The following is an 18877-nucleotide window of genomic DNA, read 5'->3' as shown; positions in this document are numbered from 1 at the left end:
GCAAGAACGTTCATCCCGATGAGCTTACCAGGTAAGTGATTCGGGTGAATGGGTGCAGCCAACACTGATGTAACTTCAAGTATTAGGGGGAGATTCAGTCGTGCGTTTTTTGCGCGGTTTTTTGGTGACGGTGATGGTCTTCACCTCGCTTTCCACCCAGCCATCCTGCAAACGGGTTTTCAGCAATTCACCCACCTGCGCCTGTTTGGTGGTCTTCAGCACTTCGCCGCGTGGAGTTTGTGTCACGCTGTAGCCACGCGCCAGCGTTGCCAGTGGGCTGACCGCCTCAAGCTGGCTACAGGCCACGCCAAAGCGTTGACGCCAGGCGTTAAGCTGCCGCTCCAGTGTCTGTTGCAAACGGTATTCCTGCTGCTGCACACGTTGCTGATAGCGATGAATCCGTGCCTGTGGCTGCATCTGCGCCAAGCGCTGTTGGGCCCGCTCGCTGCGGCGTGAAGAGACCCGCAGTTGGTTCTGCATACCTTCTTCCAACCGGCGTTGCAGCTTGAACAACAGTGTCTGCTGGCGCGCCAGGCGCAGGTGCGGATGCTGTTGCTGCAAACGGTGGTTGATGCGGGTGAACTGTTGTTGGCGCTGGGCCAGATAGTAATCCATCGCCATTTCCATTCGCTGCTGCTGGGACTGCAACTGGCGCAGCAGCTCCAGCTGATTGCGGCTGACCAGTTCGGCGGCGGCTGAAGGGGTTGGCGCACGCAGGTCGGCGACAAAGTCGGCAATGGTGACGTCGGTTTCATGGCCGACGGCGCTGACAATTGGAATGCGGCTGGCGAAAATCGCCCGCGCTACGCGTTCGTCATTAAAACTCCACAGATCTTCCAGCGAACCGCCACCACGGCCGACAATCAGCACGTCACACTCGTCGCGGCGGTTAGCCGTTTCGATGGCACGCACAATCTGCAATGGCGCTTCTGCACCCTGCACCGACGTGGGGTAAATGATGATAGGCAGTGAAGGATCACGCCGTTGCAGCACCTGCAACACATCGTGCAGCGCGGCACCGCTGGCGGAGGTAATGACCCCGACGCGTTTGGCCGGGCTGGGCAAGGCTTGCTTGAACTGTTGGTCGAACAGGCCTTCGGCGCTCAGGCGCTGTTTCAACTGGTCGAACTGCTGTTGCAACAGGCCATCACCGGCAGGTTGCATGCTTTCGGCAATCAGTTGGTAGTCGCCGCGGGGTTCATACAGCGTAATGCTGGCGCGAACCAGGACCTGTTGGCCATTCTGCGGACGGAAAGTGGTGCGGCGGTTAGTGTTGCGGAACATCGCGCAACGGACCTGCGCACGATCGTCTTTCAGCGTGAAATACCAGTGGCCGGAAGAGGGTTGGGAGAAGTTGGAAATCTCGGCGGAGAGCCAAATTTGGCCCATTTCCATTTCCAGCAGCTGTCGAACCGTCTGATTCAGGCGGCTTACGGTAAAAATAGACGGCGAAACAGGTAGCGACATGTGACCCAGATCAAATTTCAAAACAAGCACTTAATTGGTCGATACTACATGGCTGAAAAAGGTAATCAAGAGTTTTTGTGAGAAAGTGCTGGAGGCAACCGTTTACGCTCTGTATAATGCCGCGGCAATATTTTATCTTTTTCACAGCCCACTCTGGTGAGATATTGCCCATGCTACGCATCGCAAAAGAAGCACTGACATTCGACGACGTTCTCCTGGTTCCAGCTCACTCTACGGTTCTGCCTAATACCGCTGAGCTCGGCACCCAATTGACCAAAACCATCCACCTGAACATCCCTATGCTGTCCGCAGCCATGGATACCGTTACCGAAGCCAATCTGGCTATCGCGCTGGCGCAGGAAGGCGGTTTAGGCTTCATCCACAAAAACATGTCCATCGAGCGTCAGGCTGAAGAAGTCCGCCGCGTGAAAAAACATGAAAGCGGCGTGGTCACTGACCCACAATCCGTAACGCCGACCACCACCCTGAAAGAAGTGAAAGAACTGACCGCGCGTAACGGCTTTGCCGGCTACCCGGTCGTGACCGAAGAAAACGAACTGGTCGGCATCATTACCGGCCGTGACGTCCGCTTCGTTACCGATCTGAACCAGCCTGTTACCGCCGTGATGACGCCGAAAGAGCGCCTGGTTACGGTGAAAGAAGGTGAAGCGCGTGAAGTCGTGCTGCAGAAAATGCACGAAAAACGCGTTGAGAAGGCGCTGGTGGTAGACGACCAGTTCCATCTGCTGGGTATGATCACCGTAAAAGACTTCCAAAAAGCAGAACGCAAGCCAAACGCCTGTAAAGACGAACATGGCCGTCTGCGCGTAGGCGCTGCGGTTGGCGCTGGTGCAGGTAACGAAGAGCGTGTTGATGCGCTGGTTGCTGCCGGTGTTGACGTCCTGCTGATCGACTCTTCCCATGGCCATTCCGAAGGCGTATTGCAGCGCATTCGTGAAACCCGCGCCAAATACCCGGATCTGCAGATCGTTGGCGGCAACGTCGCGACCGCTTCTGGCGCCAAAGCACTGGCTGATGCCGGTGTTAGCGCAGTGAAAGTGGGTATCGGTCCTGGTTCTATCTGTACTACCCGTATCGTAACTGGCGTAGGCGTACCGCAGATCACCGCTATCGCCGACGCGGTTGAAGCGCTGGAAGGCACCGGTATCCCGGTTATCGCCGACGGCGGCATCCGTTTCTCCGGTGACATCGCCAAAGCCATCGCGGCGGGTGCATCTTGTGTCATGGTTGGCTCCATGCTGGCAGGTACCGAAGAATCTCCGGGCGAAATCGAGCTGTACCAGGGGCGTTCGTTCAAATCCTATCGCGGGATGGGTTCACTGGGTGCGATGTCCAAAGGCTCTTCTGACCGTTACTTCCAGACCGATAATGCTGCTGACAAATTGGTGCCGGAAGGTATCGAAGGCCGTGTGGCTTACAAAGGCATGCTGAAAGCCATTGTTCACCAGCAAATGGGCGGTCTGCGCTCTTGCATGGGTCTGACCGGTTGCGGCACCATCGATGAGCTGCGCACCAAGGCTGAATTTGTGCGCATCAGCGGCGCCGGTATTCAGGAAAGCCACGTGCATGACGTGACCATCACCAAAGAGTCACCGAACTACCGCATGGGTTAATGCTTTAACTTCTCCTGCGGGAGAAGCCGGGGTGGGGCGTAACGCTTCACCCCGAAAACACTATTTTCGCTCTTTTTCTCTGTTGCTGGAATTCGCCTCACATGACAAAAAATATCCATAAGCATCGCATCCTGATTCTGGACTTTGGTTCGCAATACACTCAACTGGTAGCACGCCGCGTGCGCGAAATCGGCGTTTACTGCGAGCTGTGGGCCTGGGACGTTAGCGAAGAGCAAATCCGCGAATTCAATCCAAGCGGCATCATCCTGTCCGGCGGCCCGGAAAGTACCACCGAAGCCAACAGCCCGCGCGCACCAGAATACGTCTTCACCGCCGGTGTACCGGTGCTGGGCGTATGCTACGGCATGCAGACCATGGCGATGCAGTTGGGTGGCCAGGTAGAAGGCTCCAACGAGCGTGAATTCGGTTATGCCCAGGTGGAAATCACCACCGACAGCGCATTGGTACGCGACATCGAAGACGCCTTGAGCCCGGCCGGCAAACCGCTGCTGGACGTGTGGATGAGCCACGGCGACAAAGTGACCGCTATCCCGTCTGACTTCGTCACTGTTGCCAGCACCGATACCTGTCCGTTTGCCATTATGGCCAACGAAGAAAAACGCTTCTACGGTGTGCAGTTCCACCCGGAAGTGACCCACACCCGTCAGGGCCAGCGCATGCTGGAGCGTTTCGTTCTGGATATCTGCCAGTGTGAAGCGTTGTGGACCCCGGCGACCATTATTGAAGATGCGGTAGAGCGTATTCGTCAGCAGGTAGGTGAAGATCACGTGATCCTCGGCCTGTCCGGTGGTGTGGACTCTTCCGTTACTGCGATGTTGTTGCACCGCGCAATTGGTAAACGCCTGACCTGCGTGTTTGTCGACAACGGCCTGCTGCGCCTGAACGAAGCCGACCAGGTGCTGGAAATGTTTGGTGACCACTTCGGCCTGAACATTGTTCACGTGGCGGCAGAAGATCGCTTCCTGAGTGCACTGGCTGGCGTTGATGAGCCAGAAGCTAAACGCAAGATCATTGGTCGCGTGTTCGTTGAGCTGTTCGACGAAGAAGCTTGCAAACAGACTGACGTGAAATGGCTGGCGCAAGGCACCATCTATCCTGACGTAATTGAATCCGCCGCTTCTGCTACCGGTAAAGCACACGTAATCAAGTCACACCACAATGTGGGTGGCCTGCCGAAAGAGATGAAGCTGGGTCTGGTCGAGCCGCTGAAAGAGCTGTTCAAAGACGAAGTGCGCAAGATTGGTCTGGAACTGGGCCTGCCTTACGACATGCTGTTCCGCCACCCGTTCCCGGGGCCAGGTCTGGGCGTGCGCGTGCTGGGCGAAGTGAAGAAAGAGTACTGTGACCTGCTGCGTCGTGCCGATGCCATCTTCATTGAAGAACTGCACAAGGCCGATCTGTACAACAAGGTTAGCCAGGCATTCACTGTGTTCCTGCCGGTACGTTCAGTTGGCGTGATGGGCGATGGCCGTAAATACGACTGGGTTGTTTCACTGCGTGCAGTGGAAACCATCGACTTTATGACCGCGCATTGGGCGCACCTGCCGTACGATTTCCTCGGCCGCGTCTCCAACCGCATCATCAACGAAGTGAACGGTATTTCCCGCGTCGTTTATGACATCAGCGGCAAGCCACCAGCTACCATTGAGTGGGAATGATTTGGTTGCTGGCTTAGGCCAGCACTGAATAATCAAAATTACATCTAAGCCCGCTTAATTGCGGGTTTTTTTGTTTTTGTGTCTGGCATTGCGTGGCAATCTTTTATATCGCCAAAAATCCATTTTCTATGGCATGGTGATGGTAATTACTACCTGACCGATACCATGTTGTTAGCTTGGTAACCGGATCGATTTTGAGTAGTCGTCGGCAATGGCCGCATCAGAAGGTCTTCGTATTAAACTGATCTCTTTCAATTTTTTAAAGGGTAGTCTGCTATCCAGTAAACCCAGTTCATAAATATATTTGTCGGCATACCCACTGACTAACACCTTCCAGTTAAATTTTATCTCGGGGGATACTGAAGCGGCGTGATGTAAAATATTGGTAGTGCAGTTATTATTAAAGGTATTGTAAAACTCAGGTTGCAGGCTAAGTTTCTCGATACGTCCTAAATAGTTTATAAAAAGAGCCTGAGCCGTTTCAGCAGGGATCTTGACAGAATAAAGATAAACCCGTTCTTTTCTCACGTCCGTTCTGACACCAATCAAATCTCTCTCGTCTGCAAGAACATAAGTCAGCGTGTAGTGTTTGAAAAATCCTCGCCATGTAGAATAGATTTGATTGATCCTGCGCCGTGTTTCGATAGATATAGCTAAATGGCGACCATCTTTAAAACCAAAGCTGAGAAAAAGATGGGCAATAGTATTGCCGGACCAATATGACGAAATGACATCAACTGTCGTCAGTTCATCTAGAGTGAATTCATCATCATACCATGACGGCAGATAGTCATCTTTTGTCCCGTTGTATCTGAAGTTTCTGATATTACGCAGAAATATTTTACTGCCTGCACGCCATTCAACCTGAGGTAATTTTGCATACTCGAGGATGCAATCGAGTTCATTACTTGGTGTTGCTGATGTCAATCTGGGAAAAATTGGCATAAGTGTTATTCACCTTTGTTATTTATGAGCTCGGGACGGTCGTCGATGGGCATGCTCTTCCCATGGATTTTTTCCTCACGCCATTGTTTACGTAAAGCAAACATTTTTCTCACCACGCGTTTTATGGTGGCTATCCAACCTGCTCGACGAGGGTCCGCCAGCATGCTTAAGGCTCGCGCATAATCCAGTGTTAGCCCCGGTGTCCAGGCCATTGTTTTGGCCCGTTTGCGAATTTGCACTGCCACCCACAATTCGGGGGTAGTGAGGACTTTACTGAGAACCCACCAATGCCCCCGCTTGCCCCAGATCCTGCCTATCACGCCTTCAAGCGCGGCTTCAAGCCCACGTGAAACGCTACTCGAGCAATTTCGATGTGTGAGGTTATAAGTAGCATCCCGCTGATAAGCATCCCAGAATATTTGCAAACTCTGGGCATCGTAGTTTCTGATCCTCACTTTTATGGTTGAGTGGCACCATTTATTCGCTTCAGTGACATAGTCGGGCTGGAAAACTCCGGGCACATTATTGTCGGTGGTTGCACGTAATAGCCGGCTAAATTGTTCCGGTGAGCGGTCAAGATCTGCGGCGGGATACAGGCTTATATATACACCTTCCGGTGACTCCAGTGCCGCATGCCCGGTTGAAATTACGCCATTTCTGTCAACGGCAGCAATATAGCGGTCAATAACAGGATGAGGAACGACGGCACTTTTAGATGTCCCTGTTGGTGTCCAAACATGGACCGTGAGGGCCGGCTCACCATCTGCAGGTGGACCATCCCACCATTCAACCAGTTGAGGATTGGTATCAACACTACTCGCTTTGTCTGCAGCAGCATCCCCTCGGAAAGCGGGGTTTGCTCGCATCTTTTTGACTCGCATCGCAAGCAATATCATATTCCAGCCGCCAAAGATCAGCCCTAAGCCCAAACAATAAGAGATGGCACCGACATAATGCGAGGGATAAGGTTGATAGAAGAAAATGGCGATAAGGACCTCGATGACACCTCCCGTTACGACCAGTTTCCATTTTCTAAAACGGACCACAGTAGCCGTGGTTATCTGCAATAATCCATCGGCTAAAAACAAGGTGCCAAAAATCATCGATAGAATAAAATGACCATGATCATTATATTGCCCGATGAGCACTAATGCTGCGGCCAACGAAAATGCACCGCCTTTAACATAGCGTAACGTGCGTTGCCCGCCGATACCGGTATGCGCGACTCCCAGAGTTGCCAGCCCTTCAATTAGCAGTATTAAGGCAAATGGCTGTAAAGGAAAAAAGATGACGTTATCCAAAGCGTCAATGAAAATGCATAGCCCAGCGATTATTCCCAGGGAGCCAGAAATAAACAACCCTTTCCAGCGAGCACGTAAATAATCAACGCCAAGTAAAATCATTACCAACTGAACCATAGTTTTCCCCGTTTAAACCATGCGTAGTTTTTTAGCGCATAAGACCATCTGAACATGGTTCAAACAGATATTTATGCGAATCTTAAAAAATAAACTTGAATTATTTATCGCTATTTTTCTTCTCTAAAATTCACACTCTTGCTATTGGTACACACTCAGTATTGATACGTTTGGACAAATTTTCCACATCGCACCTCATCAAATTCAAAGTGTGTTTCATGCGGCGCCAGCCTCTGAAATAGACCCTGCTTATGATTATGAAAAACGGGAAAAACTCGTAGCCAGCCATAGCTTCCTCGGTAGGGTTTAAGTCATAGTGTGATATAGCGTTGCTTTATCAAGAGTTTTCATACTAACGATAATTGAGGGGGCATAATTTTGTTGCCAGCTTACGCCGGCACTAAATAAAAAATCACACCTAGCCCCGCGTAGCGGGCTTTTTTATTTTTCGATTACGTATAGCGCTCGTTCCCGCCTTCAGCCTGATCATCATGACACACCATCTCCCGTTGGGAGGTGAGGTCCGCAATGGAAAACAGACCCATGCTAATGCAGAGATATTTTTGTTGTGCAAGTTCACAACGCATTTAAACCACAGTACTTTATATCTTTGCATCAGTGACGAGTTCGATGGAGGTTTAATGTCGGTACGCATACCTTTACCTGACGAGCTTCATGCGTCTTTAAGGCCACTGCGTTTAGATGATGCATACGCGTGGTCTGCGTATTTGAGTAAGCCTGGCGTCACGGAACACACCAGTTGGGGCGATATTAGCCCGAGTAGTCTCGAAAAACTCGTTTCCCACTATGCCGAAGGCAGAGATTCACTGCGTTGGGCCATTGTGGATTCGAGTTACAGTTTGCTCGGTACGGTAGGTTTGAACGAAATATGCCGCGATCATGGTCGGGCGGAAATTGCCTACGATCTTGACCCGTGCCACTGTGGCCGGGGGTTGGCGACTGAGGCGACGCGTGCTGTTATTCATTGGGCGCACACGGCGTTGGGCCTTCAGCGTGTTCAGGCTACGGTTCTTGATAGCAATATATTGTCCATTGCCGTCCTTGAGCGGGTGGGCATGCAGCGCGAAGGTTTAATCAGGCATTACCGCCGCGTGCGCGGGCAGGCCCGAGATTATTGGATGTACGCAGCCATTAATCGCACAGAAAAGTGAGGCTGCCGTCCTCAATTTTCAACCGGTTAGCTTTGCTCGTCATACTTGCGCTGGCTGTCCTGAATCGCCTCGATATTCCCCAGTGTCCAATCGAACAGTATCGAGAACGGCCCTTGTAATGATTGTCCGAGCGGCGTCAGTGAATACTCGACGCCGAGCACCCGCCCATCCAGAACCTTGCGTTTCACCATGCCGTTGCGTTCCAACTTACGCAACGTCTGGGTCAGTACGCGTTGAGTGACGCCATCCAGGCGGCGCTTAATCGCGTTAAAACGCCGTGGCTCACGTAATACTTCCAGCACCATCATTGACCACTTGTCTGCAATCTGGTCGAGAATGATTCGGCTTGGGCAATCGGCCCGGTAGACAGGATCTGTCTCGTTCATAGGTATCCTCCAGCATCCCTGGGATGTTTAAAGTGCGTAATTGACCCTAGGTATGCAAAGTATACCATGCGGTGACGGGCACCAAAACTCGGTGCTATTTCTCCTAAACGATAAAGGAAATTGACATGACGGATACCGATTTTGGCCGACTGAGTATTTCTCATCATGGCGGTGTGTCGACGGTGACGATCGACAATCCGCCGGTAAACGTTCTTGATGTGCCTTTGATGTCGGAGATTAGTCGCTTTCTGCTTTTCGTGCGTGATGAGCCTGATGTGAAGGTCCTGATTTTTCAGAGTGCAAATCCAGATTTCTTCATTGCTCATGTTGATATGACCTTAATTGATGAGCCACACGCCTTTGACGAGCTGGCACGCAACGCGCCGGAAGGGCTCAACCCATTCCAGGCGTTCGGTGAGCTTCTGCGTAGCCAGCCGCAGGTAACGATCGTTAAACTGGCTGGGCTGGCGCGCGGCGGCGGTGCTGAATTTGTTGCGGCTGCCGACATGGCATTTGCCGCCGAAGGGCTAGCGGGGCTTGCCCAGTGCGAAGCTTTGATGGGTATCACACCCGGCGGTGGTGCGACGCAATACCTGACGAGTCGAATGACACGCGGCCGTGCGCTTGAAGTGATCCTGGGGGCTGATTTGATCGATGCAGTGACCGCAGAACGCTACGGGTGGATTAATCGCGCCTTACCCACCGCCGAGCTCGATGATTTCGTCAATCGACTTGCGCATAATATCGCGGCTTTGCCGGAAGGGGTTATCGCGGCAGCCAAACAGGCGATGCCAGCGCCGGATCTGCATGAGGGGTTTCAACGTGAACACAACGCGTGGGCGGGGTTGTTTGCACGCCCCGCAGCGGAAAGTCGTATTCGCGGTGGGTTAAAGGCTGGCGCTCAAACGCCGGACGGGGAACGCATCCTTGAGAAGTTGCTGCGTAATCTTGGCGTTTCAGAAGGGTAGATTGGCGTGGTCCAAGTCAAAAATTGCCCCCATGCAGACATGGCATTCCGGCTTGGGGGCAATTGTGTCAAGCGTTGTCACCGTCAGGTTATGGCTTTGCGCTAACAAGCTGCCCATTGCGTTAATAGGGCATACAGTTTGGCGGGCTCCAGCGGCTTTCTTAATACCAGATAACCCTCTTGCTCGGCCTCTTGCAGAATGGGGGAATTGAACTCCCCGCTGACCATCGCACCGCTGATATCCGGTAAGCGCTCAAACAGCGCTTTCAATATGTCGAAGCCGCTTTCGCCAGAGCGGAGCCGTTGGTCACACAGTACGGCGAAGGGCCTGAAGCCTTCATCAACGATAGCGAAAGCCTCTTCGGCCGAAGCTGCACAGCGCACGGTTATACCCCATGTGCTCATCAAACTCGTCCAGGCGGAGGTGACCAGCGGATCATCGTCCACGACCAGACAGGCGCCGGACAGTGGGGCATAGCGGGTTGGTGTGATGGTGTTTGAGTATGTATTAGCGCTTTCTTGTATTTTGTATTCGCCGGTGTAGAGGGCAAAGCGCATCCAGAAACGGGAGCCTTTACCTTCAACGGAGTGCATACCGTACTTCACCTTCATCAATTTTGCGCAACGCGCCACTACCGCCAGTCCCAATCCATGGCCGGCACTGTCGATTTTCCACGCCAGTTCAGGGCGATAATAGGGAGAAAATATTTTGCCTTTTTCTTCGTCGGCAATGCCTACGCCGGTATCCCAAACTTCGATCAAACATTCCCCGCGATGAGGGCGAATTGCTATCAGAACCCCCCCTTTTTGCGTGTAACGCAGCGCATTTTGTATCAGGTTTATCAGTGATTGTCGGATGAGTAATTGATCACCCATCACGAGAATTCGTCGCTTTGGCCTCCATGTCCGCAATGATAACGTCCGGCTGTTCGCCTCTTCACGAAACAAGGTAATGACGGAATCAAGTAGCGCGCCAATGTCCACATGAGTGGTCGCTGTGCTGACGTTGCCAGATTCAATCTTGCTGAGGTCGAGTAAAGAATTAAACATGAGATGCACCGACCGCACGCTTTGTTGTAAATCCAATAGCTGAGGGACAAGTGTGGCATCGCGATTTTTATGAATAATGGCTTCGATCAGAAACCCCATGGCATGCACCGGTTGGCGTAAATCATGGCTTGCAGTAGTAAGGAATTGATTCTTATCCAGCAATGCTTGTTCCGCTTCTTCTTTGGCCTGTCTAAATTGTTCTGCAAGACGAGAGCTGCGCTCTTCGAGACGGGCTTGCTGGATAAAGAATTTGTGAGAGCTCAGTGCATGACGGTAAATAGCAAATCCATAAAGCAAATTGAGCATCAACACTATGAGCATAACATCGTTTAAACGCCAGATAATGCCGATATTAAGCATTCCCCAGCAGGAAAAGAAGAAAAGCGTAAAGGTACTAATTATTGGTGTCAGATGTGTTGCATTTGCTGCGACGATTGCCGCGATACTGATGTTTAATAATAAGAAAAAGTCAAAGTTGTTTATCTGTGGGGTGATTAAGTATAAGGATGAAATACCTAGCCCATGAACAAAAGCTACTTTGTTAATATATGGTAGCCAGCGATTAAGAATAACCCCTGCGTCTTTTGTCTTTGCTTCATTTTGATAGCTGCGATGCCATAATCTAATTGCTAATGCGCAGAACAGATACAATACGATCCAGATGATGATGGGCCACAGATTTTCCCCCAGTAAATAAATCCAAATAGCAAAAGGGATACCGACAAATGGCACTGCAGTAAAGCTAAAGACTAACCGTATAAACGTGTTGTCCAGCAAGCGAATTTGCGCACCTGGGGAGATTCCATCGTCTTGTAAAGATTGAAGTAGCTTCATGCTATTGACCCGGTCTGCCATGCAATAGGGTGATGGCTTCCACCCGACTATTAACGCCTATTTTTTTTAAAATATTACTGATGTGTTCTTTGACGGTGGGCTCTGAAATAGAAAGCTCTGAGGCTATTCTTTTATTGGGGAAGCCACGCATCATCATGGTTAATACATCAACTTGCCTTGGGGTTAAGTTGAATTTCTGTAAGTGGTTTTGTGTGGTGGCTCCGCTAATTTCATTATCCAAAGGGAACCACTGTTGATTATCAATAAGTGCAGTGACAGCTCTCGCGAATAATTCCGGTGGTTCATTTTTAAGCACGAAACCGTGGCCACCGGCATCACGGACTTTTTGCCATATTTCATTGTTTTCATCGCCACTGACCACCAGTAAACGCACTCTAGGGTAGAGCTGTTTGATCTCTTTGAGTAATTTTAATGCCGTACCATCGGATAGCCAAAAATCGATAACGATTAAGCGTGGGGCGCCATGTTCAAGTATGTGGCGATAACAGTGACCTTCGTTGGTCGCCACATGTACATGTTTAAAACGACAATGGGTATTTAGGAAATTGGCGATACCACTAGCCACCAAAGGATGGTCATCAACGACCAGTGCATAATCCTGCCCCAAAGCAATCTCCTTTCGCATAAACCTATCAGATTGACACTGATAATTTTTTATTATTGACCCTCCCTACTTTAGGAGGGTTTTTTCGTTTAGGAAAGAGAAATATATTATTTGGGGACTTTGATAAGACAAAACATAGAGCCATTCAGCATTTGGATCTGTTTGGTTGAAAAGGATAATTTATGAGAAAACCACTTATTGCTTTAGCCGTTACTTTACTGGTAACCGGTTGTTCAACATTGAAAACCGATCAGGCAATACCGCTACTGCAAGCGGAAACGGCTAAAATGCTTGGCCTGGGGTCATCGGATGAAATTACCGTAACCAATGTTAATGGCGGGCAACCCGATGCGTTGGGCGGACAAAAACTCTCTTACCGTGCCACCACAGAAAAAGGGCGAATCTTTGACTGCTCATCGCTGATGATGCCGGGAATTTTGGGTTCCGCGCCTTCACTGAGCGCGCCGACCTGTACACCGGTGGTCACACATAAATAATCCATCTCATGGCGCGAATCGGGGCTGGTAATCAGGAATGTTCATCACCCCAATAAGTTTGGTATCGATGCGTTAGCGCTGGGGGGCAATAAGCTAACGTATCGATGCTAATCAGTCTGTGTTCACGTATAGCGCTTCTTATCTCCTCTAATACATTGAGTTTTTCATATAAATAATAACGTTGATGGCATCAAAGTAATTGAGCCGGAGAAAAACATGAAAGATAAAATATCGCATCATTTAGCGGTAAGAAAGCCGCTTTCCAAAGTTTACCTCGCACTCTTCTCTGCACCATTGATATTGATCGGGCCTGTTGATATTGCACGTGCCGACGATGCCATTTTTGATGGTGAATCCAAAGTTACAGAATCTTTAGCCTACACCGGAAATGTTTACGTCGGCCGCAATCAAAGTGGGAATCTGTTGATCGATAATGGCAAAATCAATGCCTATAACATCAATATTGGCACCCGTTCTGACGGCAAAATTTATGAAAGCTTGGTTACGGTCAGAGGGCCAGATGCGGTACTGAGCGCCATCAACGATCAATCCGTTCTGCGCGGCAGCCTGAATCTTGGCCTGGGGACATTACGGGTTGAGGATGGTGCGCTTGCCAGTGCGAAAGAAATTATTGTCGGCACCACGGGCGGTTACGACAGCCATTTGAATGTTAAGGGTGCCGGCTCCAGGGTCATCAGCGACAGGCTTGGTATTGGTTTTGGTCAGGGCGCGCGCTCAACGCTATTGATTGAAGACGGCGGGGTGGTAACAACAACGGCCGCAGCCAGGATCGACAGCGGTTTCATACCCGATGAAGCTGACAAACTGAACCCTAAAGCCACGGTGACTGGCAATAACTCCCAGTGGAACATTGGCCAAACGCTCACGGCCAACGGTGATGTGGACGTACTGAACGGTGGGGTGGTCAACGTTGGCAGTGCAGAGATTGCCGGTGTTTCAGGTTCACGTAAAACTGCTGAGTTGTATATCGCTGGCGAGGGCTCGCGTTTTACCAGCAGCAGCAGCGTCAACGTGGGGGATTATGGTAACGGCGTGCTGTCGGTGGTAGACGGCGGCGTATTTTCCGCTGGTGCTAACGAATTGCGATTGGGTGATACCGGTTCTGGTTCGAACCGAGGTGCGTTAATCATTGGCAGCCGCGGCAATATGGATACCGGCACTGGATTGACCGATCCAACGATCGGCGCGGCGGGCGCCGCAGGTACTGTCGACACACAAACGACAATCAACCTGCAGGGCGGGTTATTTGGCAGTTATGTGTACTTTAACCACACTTCCGACAACTACGATTTCCGCAACAAGATGGTTGGCGAAGGGGAGGTTATTAATACTGCTGGGCATACGACGCTGAGTGGTGACCTGACCGGACTCAAGGCCAATGTGGGCGCCCGAGGCGGGAAAATCATCATAGCCAGCGATATCAATACGCTGAAAGAAGACAACATTTTTGATATTCAAACGCTGAGTGCCGAAAATGGCGGTACGCTGATCCTCAATGCGACGGCCGGCTCGGACGTTAACAATGGCCAGGGTTACAGCAGTGCAGCATCGATAAAAGCCGGTGGTACGCTAGGAGGCAACGGTACTCTGGGCCAAACAGAAATTCTGTCTGGCGGCCATATTTCTCCCGGTGACGGCAACATCGGTACTCTGACGCTGCAACGCTATCTGAATTTCATCGGCGAATCCTTCTACGACGTTGATATCGCTGGTGACGGCAGCAGCGACAAACTGGTGGTCGCCGGGAAGACCACGATCAGTGATCAAGCCAAAGTGCAGGTGACTGCGCTGGATCCACAGACCAGCTATCAGACTGGGCAAAGCTACCGCATTTTAACGTCGCAAGGTGGGATTGACGGTCAGTTTGCTGAAGCTATCTCAAAATCTGCGTTCCTGGACGTTGCACTCAACCACAGCGCCAATGCCGTGGATCTGACCATCGCGCAAAAAGGTGGCGGCGAAAACCCTGGCGGGGAGAACCCAGGCGGTGAGAATCCGGGTGGCGAAAACCCTGGTGGCGAGAACCCAGGCGGTGAGAATCCGGGTGGCGAAAACCCTGGCGGTGAGAACCCAGGTGGTGAGAATCCGGGCAGTGAGAACCCAGGTGGTGAAAATCCGGGTGAGCCAGGTATTTTCCAGACGGTTGCACAAACCAGCAATCAGTGGAATACCGCTGGGGCGCTTTCGACATTGACGCAAAGCGGCCCTTCATTGGCTCTGTATAACGCCGTGTTGTTATTGAGTGCACCGGAAGCGCGCGAGGCGTTCAATCAGTTGTCTGGCGAAGTTTATCCGTCCATGCAATCGAATTTGATCGCAGGTAGCACCATGCTGTTCAATGTGCTGAACCAGCGTATGTTACGTGTGTTTGATAATGATCCGTTACCTGTGCCTTCGCTGGCGATGACGCTGGTTCGGCCGACTCAAGCTGAAAATAATGGTGTCTGGGGGCAGACATTTGGCTCATGGGCAAGAAACAGTGGTAACGAGAATGTCGGAAAACTGGATGGCAACACCAGCGGTTTCCTGCTGGGAGCGGATCATAAATTAGCCGATCACAGTGTTCGCGTTGGGGGATATTTTGGTTATAGCCGCGGTGACTACAACATTGATAGCCGTCGCTCCAAGTCTGACAGCGATAATTACCACCTTGGTCTATATGCCGCAGGACAGCAGGATGCCTTCTCGCTACGCGGTGCACTGGGCTACACCTGGCACCGGTTGGAAAATGAACGCAATGTTAACTTTGGCAATTACTCGGATCGGCTTAAGGCTGACTATGATGCAGATTCATTGCTGGCGTTTACCGAAGCGGGTTACCGTTTTGGGCAGTCGGACGCGAACCTTGAGCCCTTCGTTAATCTGAGCTATATCCGCCTGCATACCGATAATTTCCAGGAAAAGGGCGGTGCTGCAGCACTTAGCGTACGTAATGAAACGATGAATACCTTCTATTCAACGTTGGGGGTGCGAGGTTTCACTGAGCTGCCTAACAACGTCAGCTTGTACGGTTCATTGGGCTGGCAGCATGCCTACGGTGATAAATCTACATCTTCACGTATGGCCTTTGCCGGCAGTGACGCATTTATCACGCAAGGCACAGCGGTTGATGACAACCTGATGGTGGCGGACGTCGGTGTGAGTGTGAAACTGACGCGTTCCACCACGTTGGATCTCGGTTATCAAGGGCAATACGGCGCTGATACTCAGGTGAATGCAGTCAATGCCAATATCAGATGGTCATTCTGATTTTCTGAAAAGTTAGATGTTGGTTATAACGGGATACCGTTGGGCAACAGACCCTTGTTGCCTTGCGATATCTCGGTTTTCTGGGGCAAGTCGTCGTCTTCGGACGTGGAATGCTCCAGCAATTTGAATAGGGTGCTTCGCTCATCATGGGTTAAATCCCGCCACTCGCCCAGTGGCAGTCCTGTCAGATCAATATTCATGATGCGCACGCGCTCAAGCTTGGTGACTTCATAACCAAAATATTTGCACATGCGGCGTATTTGTCGGTTAAGCCCTTGCACTAGTGTGATGCGAAATACCTGTTCGGTCTCTTTCTCCACCCGACATTCTTTTGTCACTTTGCCCAGGATTGGCACACCTGCGCGCATACCTTGAATAAATTCGTCGGTCAGTGGTTTGTTGACGGTAACCAGATACTCTTTTTCGTGATTGTTGCCAGCACGGAGGATTTTATTGACCAACTCACCATTATTGGTCAGGAAAATTAACCCCTGAGAAGCCTTATCCAGGCGGCCGATAGGAAAGGTGCGTTGGCTGTGGTTAACGAAATCGCCGATGTTATCCCGCTCATGCTTTCCCATGCTGGTGAGGATGCCAACAGGTTTATTCAGCGCGATCAGCACCAGGTCTGCATCATGACGCGGCGCTATCTGCTGCCCGTTAACACTCACAACATCGCCAATAAATACCGGCGCACCCACTGCGGCCAGGTTATCGTTGATAAAAACCTTACCCAGTTTGATATAGCGATCGGCCTGACGGCGGGAACAGATACCGCTGTCACTAATGTATTTATTCAGGCGAATGGAAGATTGAATTGGCATGGTGTCCCCGTAAAACGCGGACTATACAGCACCCAGGGGGTATTGCGAAGATTGCTTAAAATTGCACATCGTCAAGGCCCTGTTTTGTATGGCAGTATGATGCTCCCAATAACGGGCGCTCTGCCATTAAACGAGGCTGACTCATTGAATAAAATAGCACTTTCGTTCTCACTGACTCTGCTGCTTGCCGCATCCGTGATGCCTGCGCAGGCGAAGCAAAACTCATCCCTCAAGTCACCGGCATCAGGCGTGTTGTGCGACCGTTATGCCTGTGCGAATGGTACTGATGGCATTTCCCGCCCACTGACCGAAAAGTATCTCGGCAAGAAAGTCGCCAGCAAACTGTATTCGCAAGGTGACTTCGACCCGACCGAATTCACCTTTGCCAATGGCATTTTCTGCGATGTCAAAGAGCGACTGTGCCGCGAGGATCGCTACTATGGCGAAGGCGGTAAACGCACCGGAGCCGTTTCCAGGAAATACACCGAGCTGCTTTTCGGCCACTAAACTGCCAGAGCCTGGCAGTTGCACGAGCTAACTTAAGGAGTGAGTTGCAATGATGAAATCTACCGTCAAGATGATGTTGTTAGCGTTTTTTTCGCTATCTCTGACTGCTTGCATCGGAACTGGCAGTGAACAGACCGGTAGATCACCATCAAATTCAGTAACTGCCCAGCAGAAGCCGCAAACCGACTTCGCCAGAGTTAAATTTGACGTTGATGCAGATGGGCGTGTCCAGAACATACGTCTTCTTGAGTCTCATCCCAGCGGTATTTTTGACAATGAGATGAGGATGGCAATGCAGAAGTGGCGTTATGAAAGCGGTAAACCTACGAAAGATCTCATTGTTAACATCCGTTTTAAACGTGAGAGTCCTGCGGTAGATAAATCATTTTAGTTTTTTCTGCACTGCTATCGATGACACTCATGAGTTTTATGTCGATGTGGGTAACCTCGATATATATCGGGTGTAGGATGTCCTGAAATGGCTTGGTGATTAAACTGCAGATAAGGGAGATTAGCGCCAATACCGTTATGCATCGGTCAGGTTATCTTCCCTGGGTCGTAAGGTGGCGCCAGACTGTTAAGAAGCAGTTTGTTTGGCGTTCGGAATATATTGTTCAGTTGATTGACGTCCGTGGTGTCCACATTCGGCCGATCAGACACGCGGCAAAGCCTCAGTAGGGTTCGCTGGATCGGTGCAATGGCTCTGATTGCCGTGATCATCGCGGTACCGAGTTAGCAAAGCAACATGTCAATATCTGCCCTATATTTAAGGATGACCGCTGATGAGCGGCCTTATATAAACTAGTCATTATTAATTGATGGATCATCACATGAGACAACATACGTTTGCCGCCATCCTGTTACTGTGCATGACGCCTGCGCTGGCGTTGGGTGCAGAACCGTCCCCCAAAGCGATCAGCAAAACGGCCCCTGTTTACCCTGAACAGGCCTTGTTGAACAAAACCGATGGCGTCGTCAAGGTGAAGTACGATATAGAGCATGACGGAACGGTAAGCCACGTGCGTATTTTGCAGGCTAAGCCCGTCGGTGTATTTGACCAATCAGTGCTGACAGCCATGAAGACATGGCGCTTTGAAAGCGTTCAGCCGGTGAAGAACCGGGAGTTTACGTTTAATTTCACCACCAAACCGCACAACACGATCTTTGGCAACGGTATTCCGTTTCGCTAGTCGCCGCTAAACACGAATGATGCCAAGCAAGAAAAATGAAAAAGACCTTATGACCAGGGATGCGCTAATGACCAAAGGATATTATTGGAAAAGTCAGATTTGGGGAGTGGTCTGTTTTTTTACCGCACTCTATTACCTGTATTCTTTTCAGGACAACGTGGATGTCACACGCTATCTGATCATCGCCATCCTGAGTTTCTTGCTGTATCCCTATGCCAAAAAAGGCATTGAAACGTTCGCCTTGCGATTCACGAGTAATGCATTTTGGCACCGTGGATTATTCGCCGATACCATTGGTAAAAATGGCGCACTGGTTGTGTATTATGCCTTTTGTTTTGTCATGGCATTGCCGATAGGCATCATTTATCTGTTTGCCCTGTTTATGGGCAATAAAAAGGCCGTGTAAACGGCC

At 50.7% G+C, this 18877-nt stretch carries 17 protein-coding genes; 10 read left to right on the top strand and 7 right to left on the bottom strand.

Going from position 1 to position 18877, the window contains the following annotated elements; translation table 11 throughout:
- Window positions 1–75: 75 nt before the first annotated feature.
- Window positions 76–1467 carry an exodeoxyribonuclease VII large subunit gene (xseA, locus tag SGR01S_RS19265; protein ID WP_061808338.1) on the bottom strand — a complete coding sequence of 464 codons (1392 nt, stop codon included), beginning with the start codon at window positions 1465–1467 and terminating at the stop codon, window positions 76–78.
- 170 nt (window positions 1468–1637) lie between these two features.
- Here xseA and guaB point away from each other — a divergent pair, with 170 nt between their 5' ends.
- Window positions 1638–3101 (top strand): IMP dehydrogenase, encoded by a 1464-nt coding sequence (gene guaB / locus SGR01S_RS19260; RefSeq protein ID WP_061808312.1) that lies wholly within the window; start codon window positions 1638–1640, stop codon window positions 3099–3101.
- A 101-nt stretch (window positions 3102–3202) separates the two neighbouring features.
- Window positions 3203–4780, top strand: a complete 1578-nt coding sequence (guaA, locus tag SGR01S_RS19255) for a glutamine-hydrolyzing GMP synthase (RefSeq protein ID WP_037417582.1) — start codon at window positions 3203–3205, stop codon at window positions 4778–4780.
- Window positions 4781–4951: 171 nt separating this feature from the next.
- On the opposite strand, the gene SGR01S_RS19250 is transcribed toward guaA, so the two are convergent.
- Together SGR01S_RS19250 and SGR01S_RS19245 are read right to left on the bottom strand one after the other, a co-directional pair.
- Entirely contained in the window at window positions 4952–5725 is a 774-nt protein-coding gene (locus SGR01S_RS19250; RefSeq protein WP_037417688.1) for an Lnb N-terminal periplasmic domain-containing protein, read from the bottom strand.
- A gap of 5 nt (window positions 5726–5730) precedes the next feature.
- Complete coding sequence (locus SGR01S_RS19245; protein ID WP_061808311.1) at window positions 5731–7143, bottom strand: HdeD family acid-resistance protein; 1413 nt, start codon at window positions 7141–7143, stop codon at window positions 5731–5733.
- 641 nt (window positions 7144–7784) lie between these two features.
- Here SGR01S_RS19245 and SGR01S_RS19240 point away from each other — a divergent pair.
- A complete protein-coding gene (locus SGR01S_RS19240; protein WP_061808310.1) occupies window positions 7785–8315 on the top strand; it encodes a GNAT family N-acetyltransferase in 531 nt (176 codons plus the stop codon).
- A 26-nt stretch (window positions 8316–8341) separates the two neighbouring features.
- On the opposite strand, the gene SGR01S_RS19235 is transcribed toward SGR01S_RS19240, so the two are convergent.
- Window positions 8342–8701 (bottom strand): winged helix-turn-helix transcriptional regulator, encoded by a 360-nt coding sequence (locus SGR01S_RS19235; protein ID WP_061808309.1) that lies wholly within the window; start codon window positions 8699–8701, stop codon window positions 8342–8344.
- A 125-nt stretch (window positions 8702–8826) separates the two neighbouring features.
- Between SGR01S_RS19235 and SGR01S_RS19230 the strand changes: the two genes are divergently transcribed.
- Window positions 8827–9669, top strand: a complete 843-nt coding sequence (locus SGR01S_RS19230) for an enoyl-CoA hydratase/isomerase family protein (RefSeq protein ID WP_061808308.1) — start codon at window positions 8827–8829, stop codon at window positions 9667–9669.
- 101 nt (window positions 9670–9770) lie between these two features.
- Here the strand turns inward: SGR01S_RS19230 and SGR01S_RS19225 are convergent, their stop codons facing one another.
- Together SGR01S_RS19225 and SGR01S_RS19220 are read right to left on the bottom strand one after the other, a co-directional pair.
- Window positions 9771–11552, bottom strand: coding sequence for a hybrid sensor histidine kinase/response regulator (locus SGR01S_RS19225; protein WP_037417700.1), 1782 nt, complete (start codon window positions 11550–11552; stop codon window positions 9771–9773).
- Between the two features lies 1 nt (window position 11553).
- Window positions 11554–12180, bottom strand: a complete 627-nt coding sequence (locus SGR01S_RS19220) for a LuxR C-terminal-related transcriptional regulator (protein WP_061808307.1) — start codon at window positions 12178–12180, stop codon at window positions 11554–11556.
- A 179-nt stretch (window positions 12181–12359) separates the two neighbouring features.
- Between SGR01S_RS19220 and SGR01S_RS19215 the strand changes: the two genes are divergently transcribed.
- Together SGR01S_RS19215 and SGR01S_RS19210 are read left to right on the top strand one after the other, a co-directional pair.
- Window positions 12360–12674 (top strand): putative periplasmic lipoprotein, encoded by a 315-nt coding sequence (locus SGR01S_RS19215; RefSeq protein ID WP_037417704.1) that lies wholly within the window; start codon window positions 12360–12362, stop codon window positions 12672–12674.
- A gap of 216 nt (window positions 12675–12890) precedes the next feature.
- Complete coding sequence (locus SGR01S_RS19210; protein WP_061808306.1) at window positions 12891–15944, top strand: autotransporter outer membrane beta-barrel domain-containing protein; 3054 nt, start codon at window positions 12891–12893, stop codon at window positions 15942–15944.
- A 23-nt stretch (window positions 15945–15967) separates the two neighbouring features.
- Here the strand turns inward: SGR01S_RS19210 and rluF are convergent, their stop codons facing one another.
- Window positions 15968–16768 (bottom strand): 23S rRNA pseudouridine(2604) synthase RluF, encoded by an 801-nt coding sequence (rluF, locus tag SGR01S_RS19205; RefSeq protein WP_061808305.1) that lies wholly within the window; start codon window positions 16766–16768, stop codon window positions 15968–15970.
- A 198-nt stretch (window positions 16769–16966) separates the two neighbouring features.
- On the opposite strand from rluF, the gene SGR01S_RS19200 reads away from it, so the two are divergent.
- From SGR01S_RS19200 to SGR01S_RS19185, 4 genes are all read left to right on the top strand, one after another.
- On the top strand, window positions 16967–17275 hold the full coding sequence (locus tag SGR01S_RS19200) for a YcgJ family protein (RefSeq protein ID WP_061808337.1): 309 nt from the start codon (window positions 16967–16969) through the stop codon (window positions 17273–17275).
- Window positions 17276–17324: 49 nt separating this feature from the next.
- Entirely contained in the window at window positions 17325–17666 is a 342-nt protein-coding gene (locus SGR01S_RS19195) for a TonB family protein (RefSeq protein ID WP_061808304.1), read from the top strand.
- Between the two features lie 439 nt (window positions 17667–18105).
- A complete protein-coding gene (locus tag SGR01S_RS19190; RefSeq protein ID WP_061808303.1) occupies window positions 18106–18465 on the top strand; it encodes a TonB family protein in 360 nt (119 codons plus the stop codon).
- Window positions 18466–18532: 67 nt separating this feature from the next.
- On the top strand, window positions 18533–18871 hold the full coding sequence (locus SGR01S_RS19185; protein WP_061808302.1) for a colicin E1 family microcin immunity protein: 339 nt from the start codon (window positions 18533–18535) through the stop codon (window positions 18869–18871).
- The last annotated feature ends 6 nt before the right edge of the window (window positions 18872–18877 follow it).

This window comes from Serratia grimesii NBRC 13537 (genome assembly GCF_001590905.1).
GTDB lineage: Bacteria > Pseudomonadota > Gammaproteobacteria > Enterobacterales > Enterobacteriaceae > Serratia > Serratia grimesii.
This window is presented reverse-complemented; position numbering and strand designations above follow the sequence as displayed.

Excerpts from the sequence above, each read along its gene's own strand:
- xseA (WP_061808338.1), bottom strand. The coding sequence starts at position 1,467 with ATGTCGCTACCTGTTTCGCCGTCTATTTTTACCGTAAGCCGCCTGAAT.
- guaB (WP_061808312.1), top strand. The coding sequence starts at position 1,638 with ATGCTACGCATCGCAAAAGAAGCACTGACATTCGACGACGTTCTCCTG.
- guaA (WP_037417582.1), top strand. The coding sequence starts at position 3,203 with ATGACAAAAAATATCCATAAGCATCGCATCCTGATTCTGGACTTTGGT.
- SGR01S_RS19250 (WP_037417688.1), bottom strand. The coding sequence starts at position 5,725 with ATGCCAATTTTTCCCAGATTGACATCAGCAACACCAAGTAATGAACTC.
- SGR01S_RS19245 (WP_061808311.1), bottom strand. The coding sequence starts at position 7,143 with ATGGTTCAGTTGGTAATGATTTTACTTGGCGTTGATTATTTACGTGCT.
- SGR01S_RS19240 (WP_061808310.1), top strand. The coding sequence starts at position 7,785 with ATGTCGGTACGCATACCTTTACCTGACGAGCTTCATGCGTCTTTAAGG.
- SGR01S_RS19235 (WP_061808309.1), bottom strand. The coding sequence starts at position 8,701 with ATGAACGAGACAGATCCTGTCTACCGGGCCGATTGCCCAAGCCGAATC.
- SGR01S_RS19230 (WP_061808308.1), top strand. The coding sequence starts at position 8,827 with ATGACGGATACCGATTTTGGCCGACTGAGTATTTCTCATCATGGCGGT.
- SGR01S_RS19225 (WP_037417700.1), bottom strand. The coding sequence starts at position 11,552 with ATGAAGCTACTTCAATCTTTACAAGACGATGGAATCTCCCCAGGTGCG.
- SGR01S_RS19215 (WP_037417704.1), top strand. The coding sequence starts at position 12,360 with ATGAGAAAACCACTTATTGCTTTAGCCGTTACTTTACTGGTAACCGGT.
- SGR01S_RS19210 (WP_061808306.1), top strand. The coding sequence starts at position 12,891 with ATGAAAGATAAAATATCGCATCATTTAGCGGTAAGAAAGCCGCTTTCC.
- rluF (WP_061808305.1), bottom strand. The coding sequence starts at position 16,768 with ATGCCAATTCAATCTTCCATTCGCCTGAATAAATACATTAGTGACAGC.
- SGR01S_RS19200 (WP_061808337.1), top strand. The coding sequence starts at position 16,967 with ATGCCTGCGCAGGCGAAGCAAAACTCATCCCTCAAGTCACCGGCATCA.
- SGR01S_RS19195 (WP_061808304.1), top strand. The coding sequence starts at position 17,325 with ATGATGAAATCTACCGTCAAGATGATGTTGTTAGCGTTTTTTTCGCTA.
- SGR01S_RS19190 (WP_061808303.1), top strand. The coding sequence starts at position 18,106 with ATGAGACAACATACGTTTGCCGCCATCCTGTTACTGTGCATGACGCCT.
- SGR01S_RS19185 (WP_061808302.1), top strand. The coding sequence starts at position 18,533 with ATGACCAAAGGATATTATTGGAAAAGTCAGATTTGGGGAGTGGTCTGT.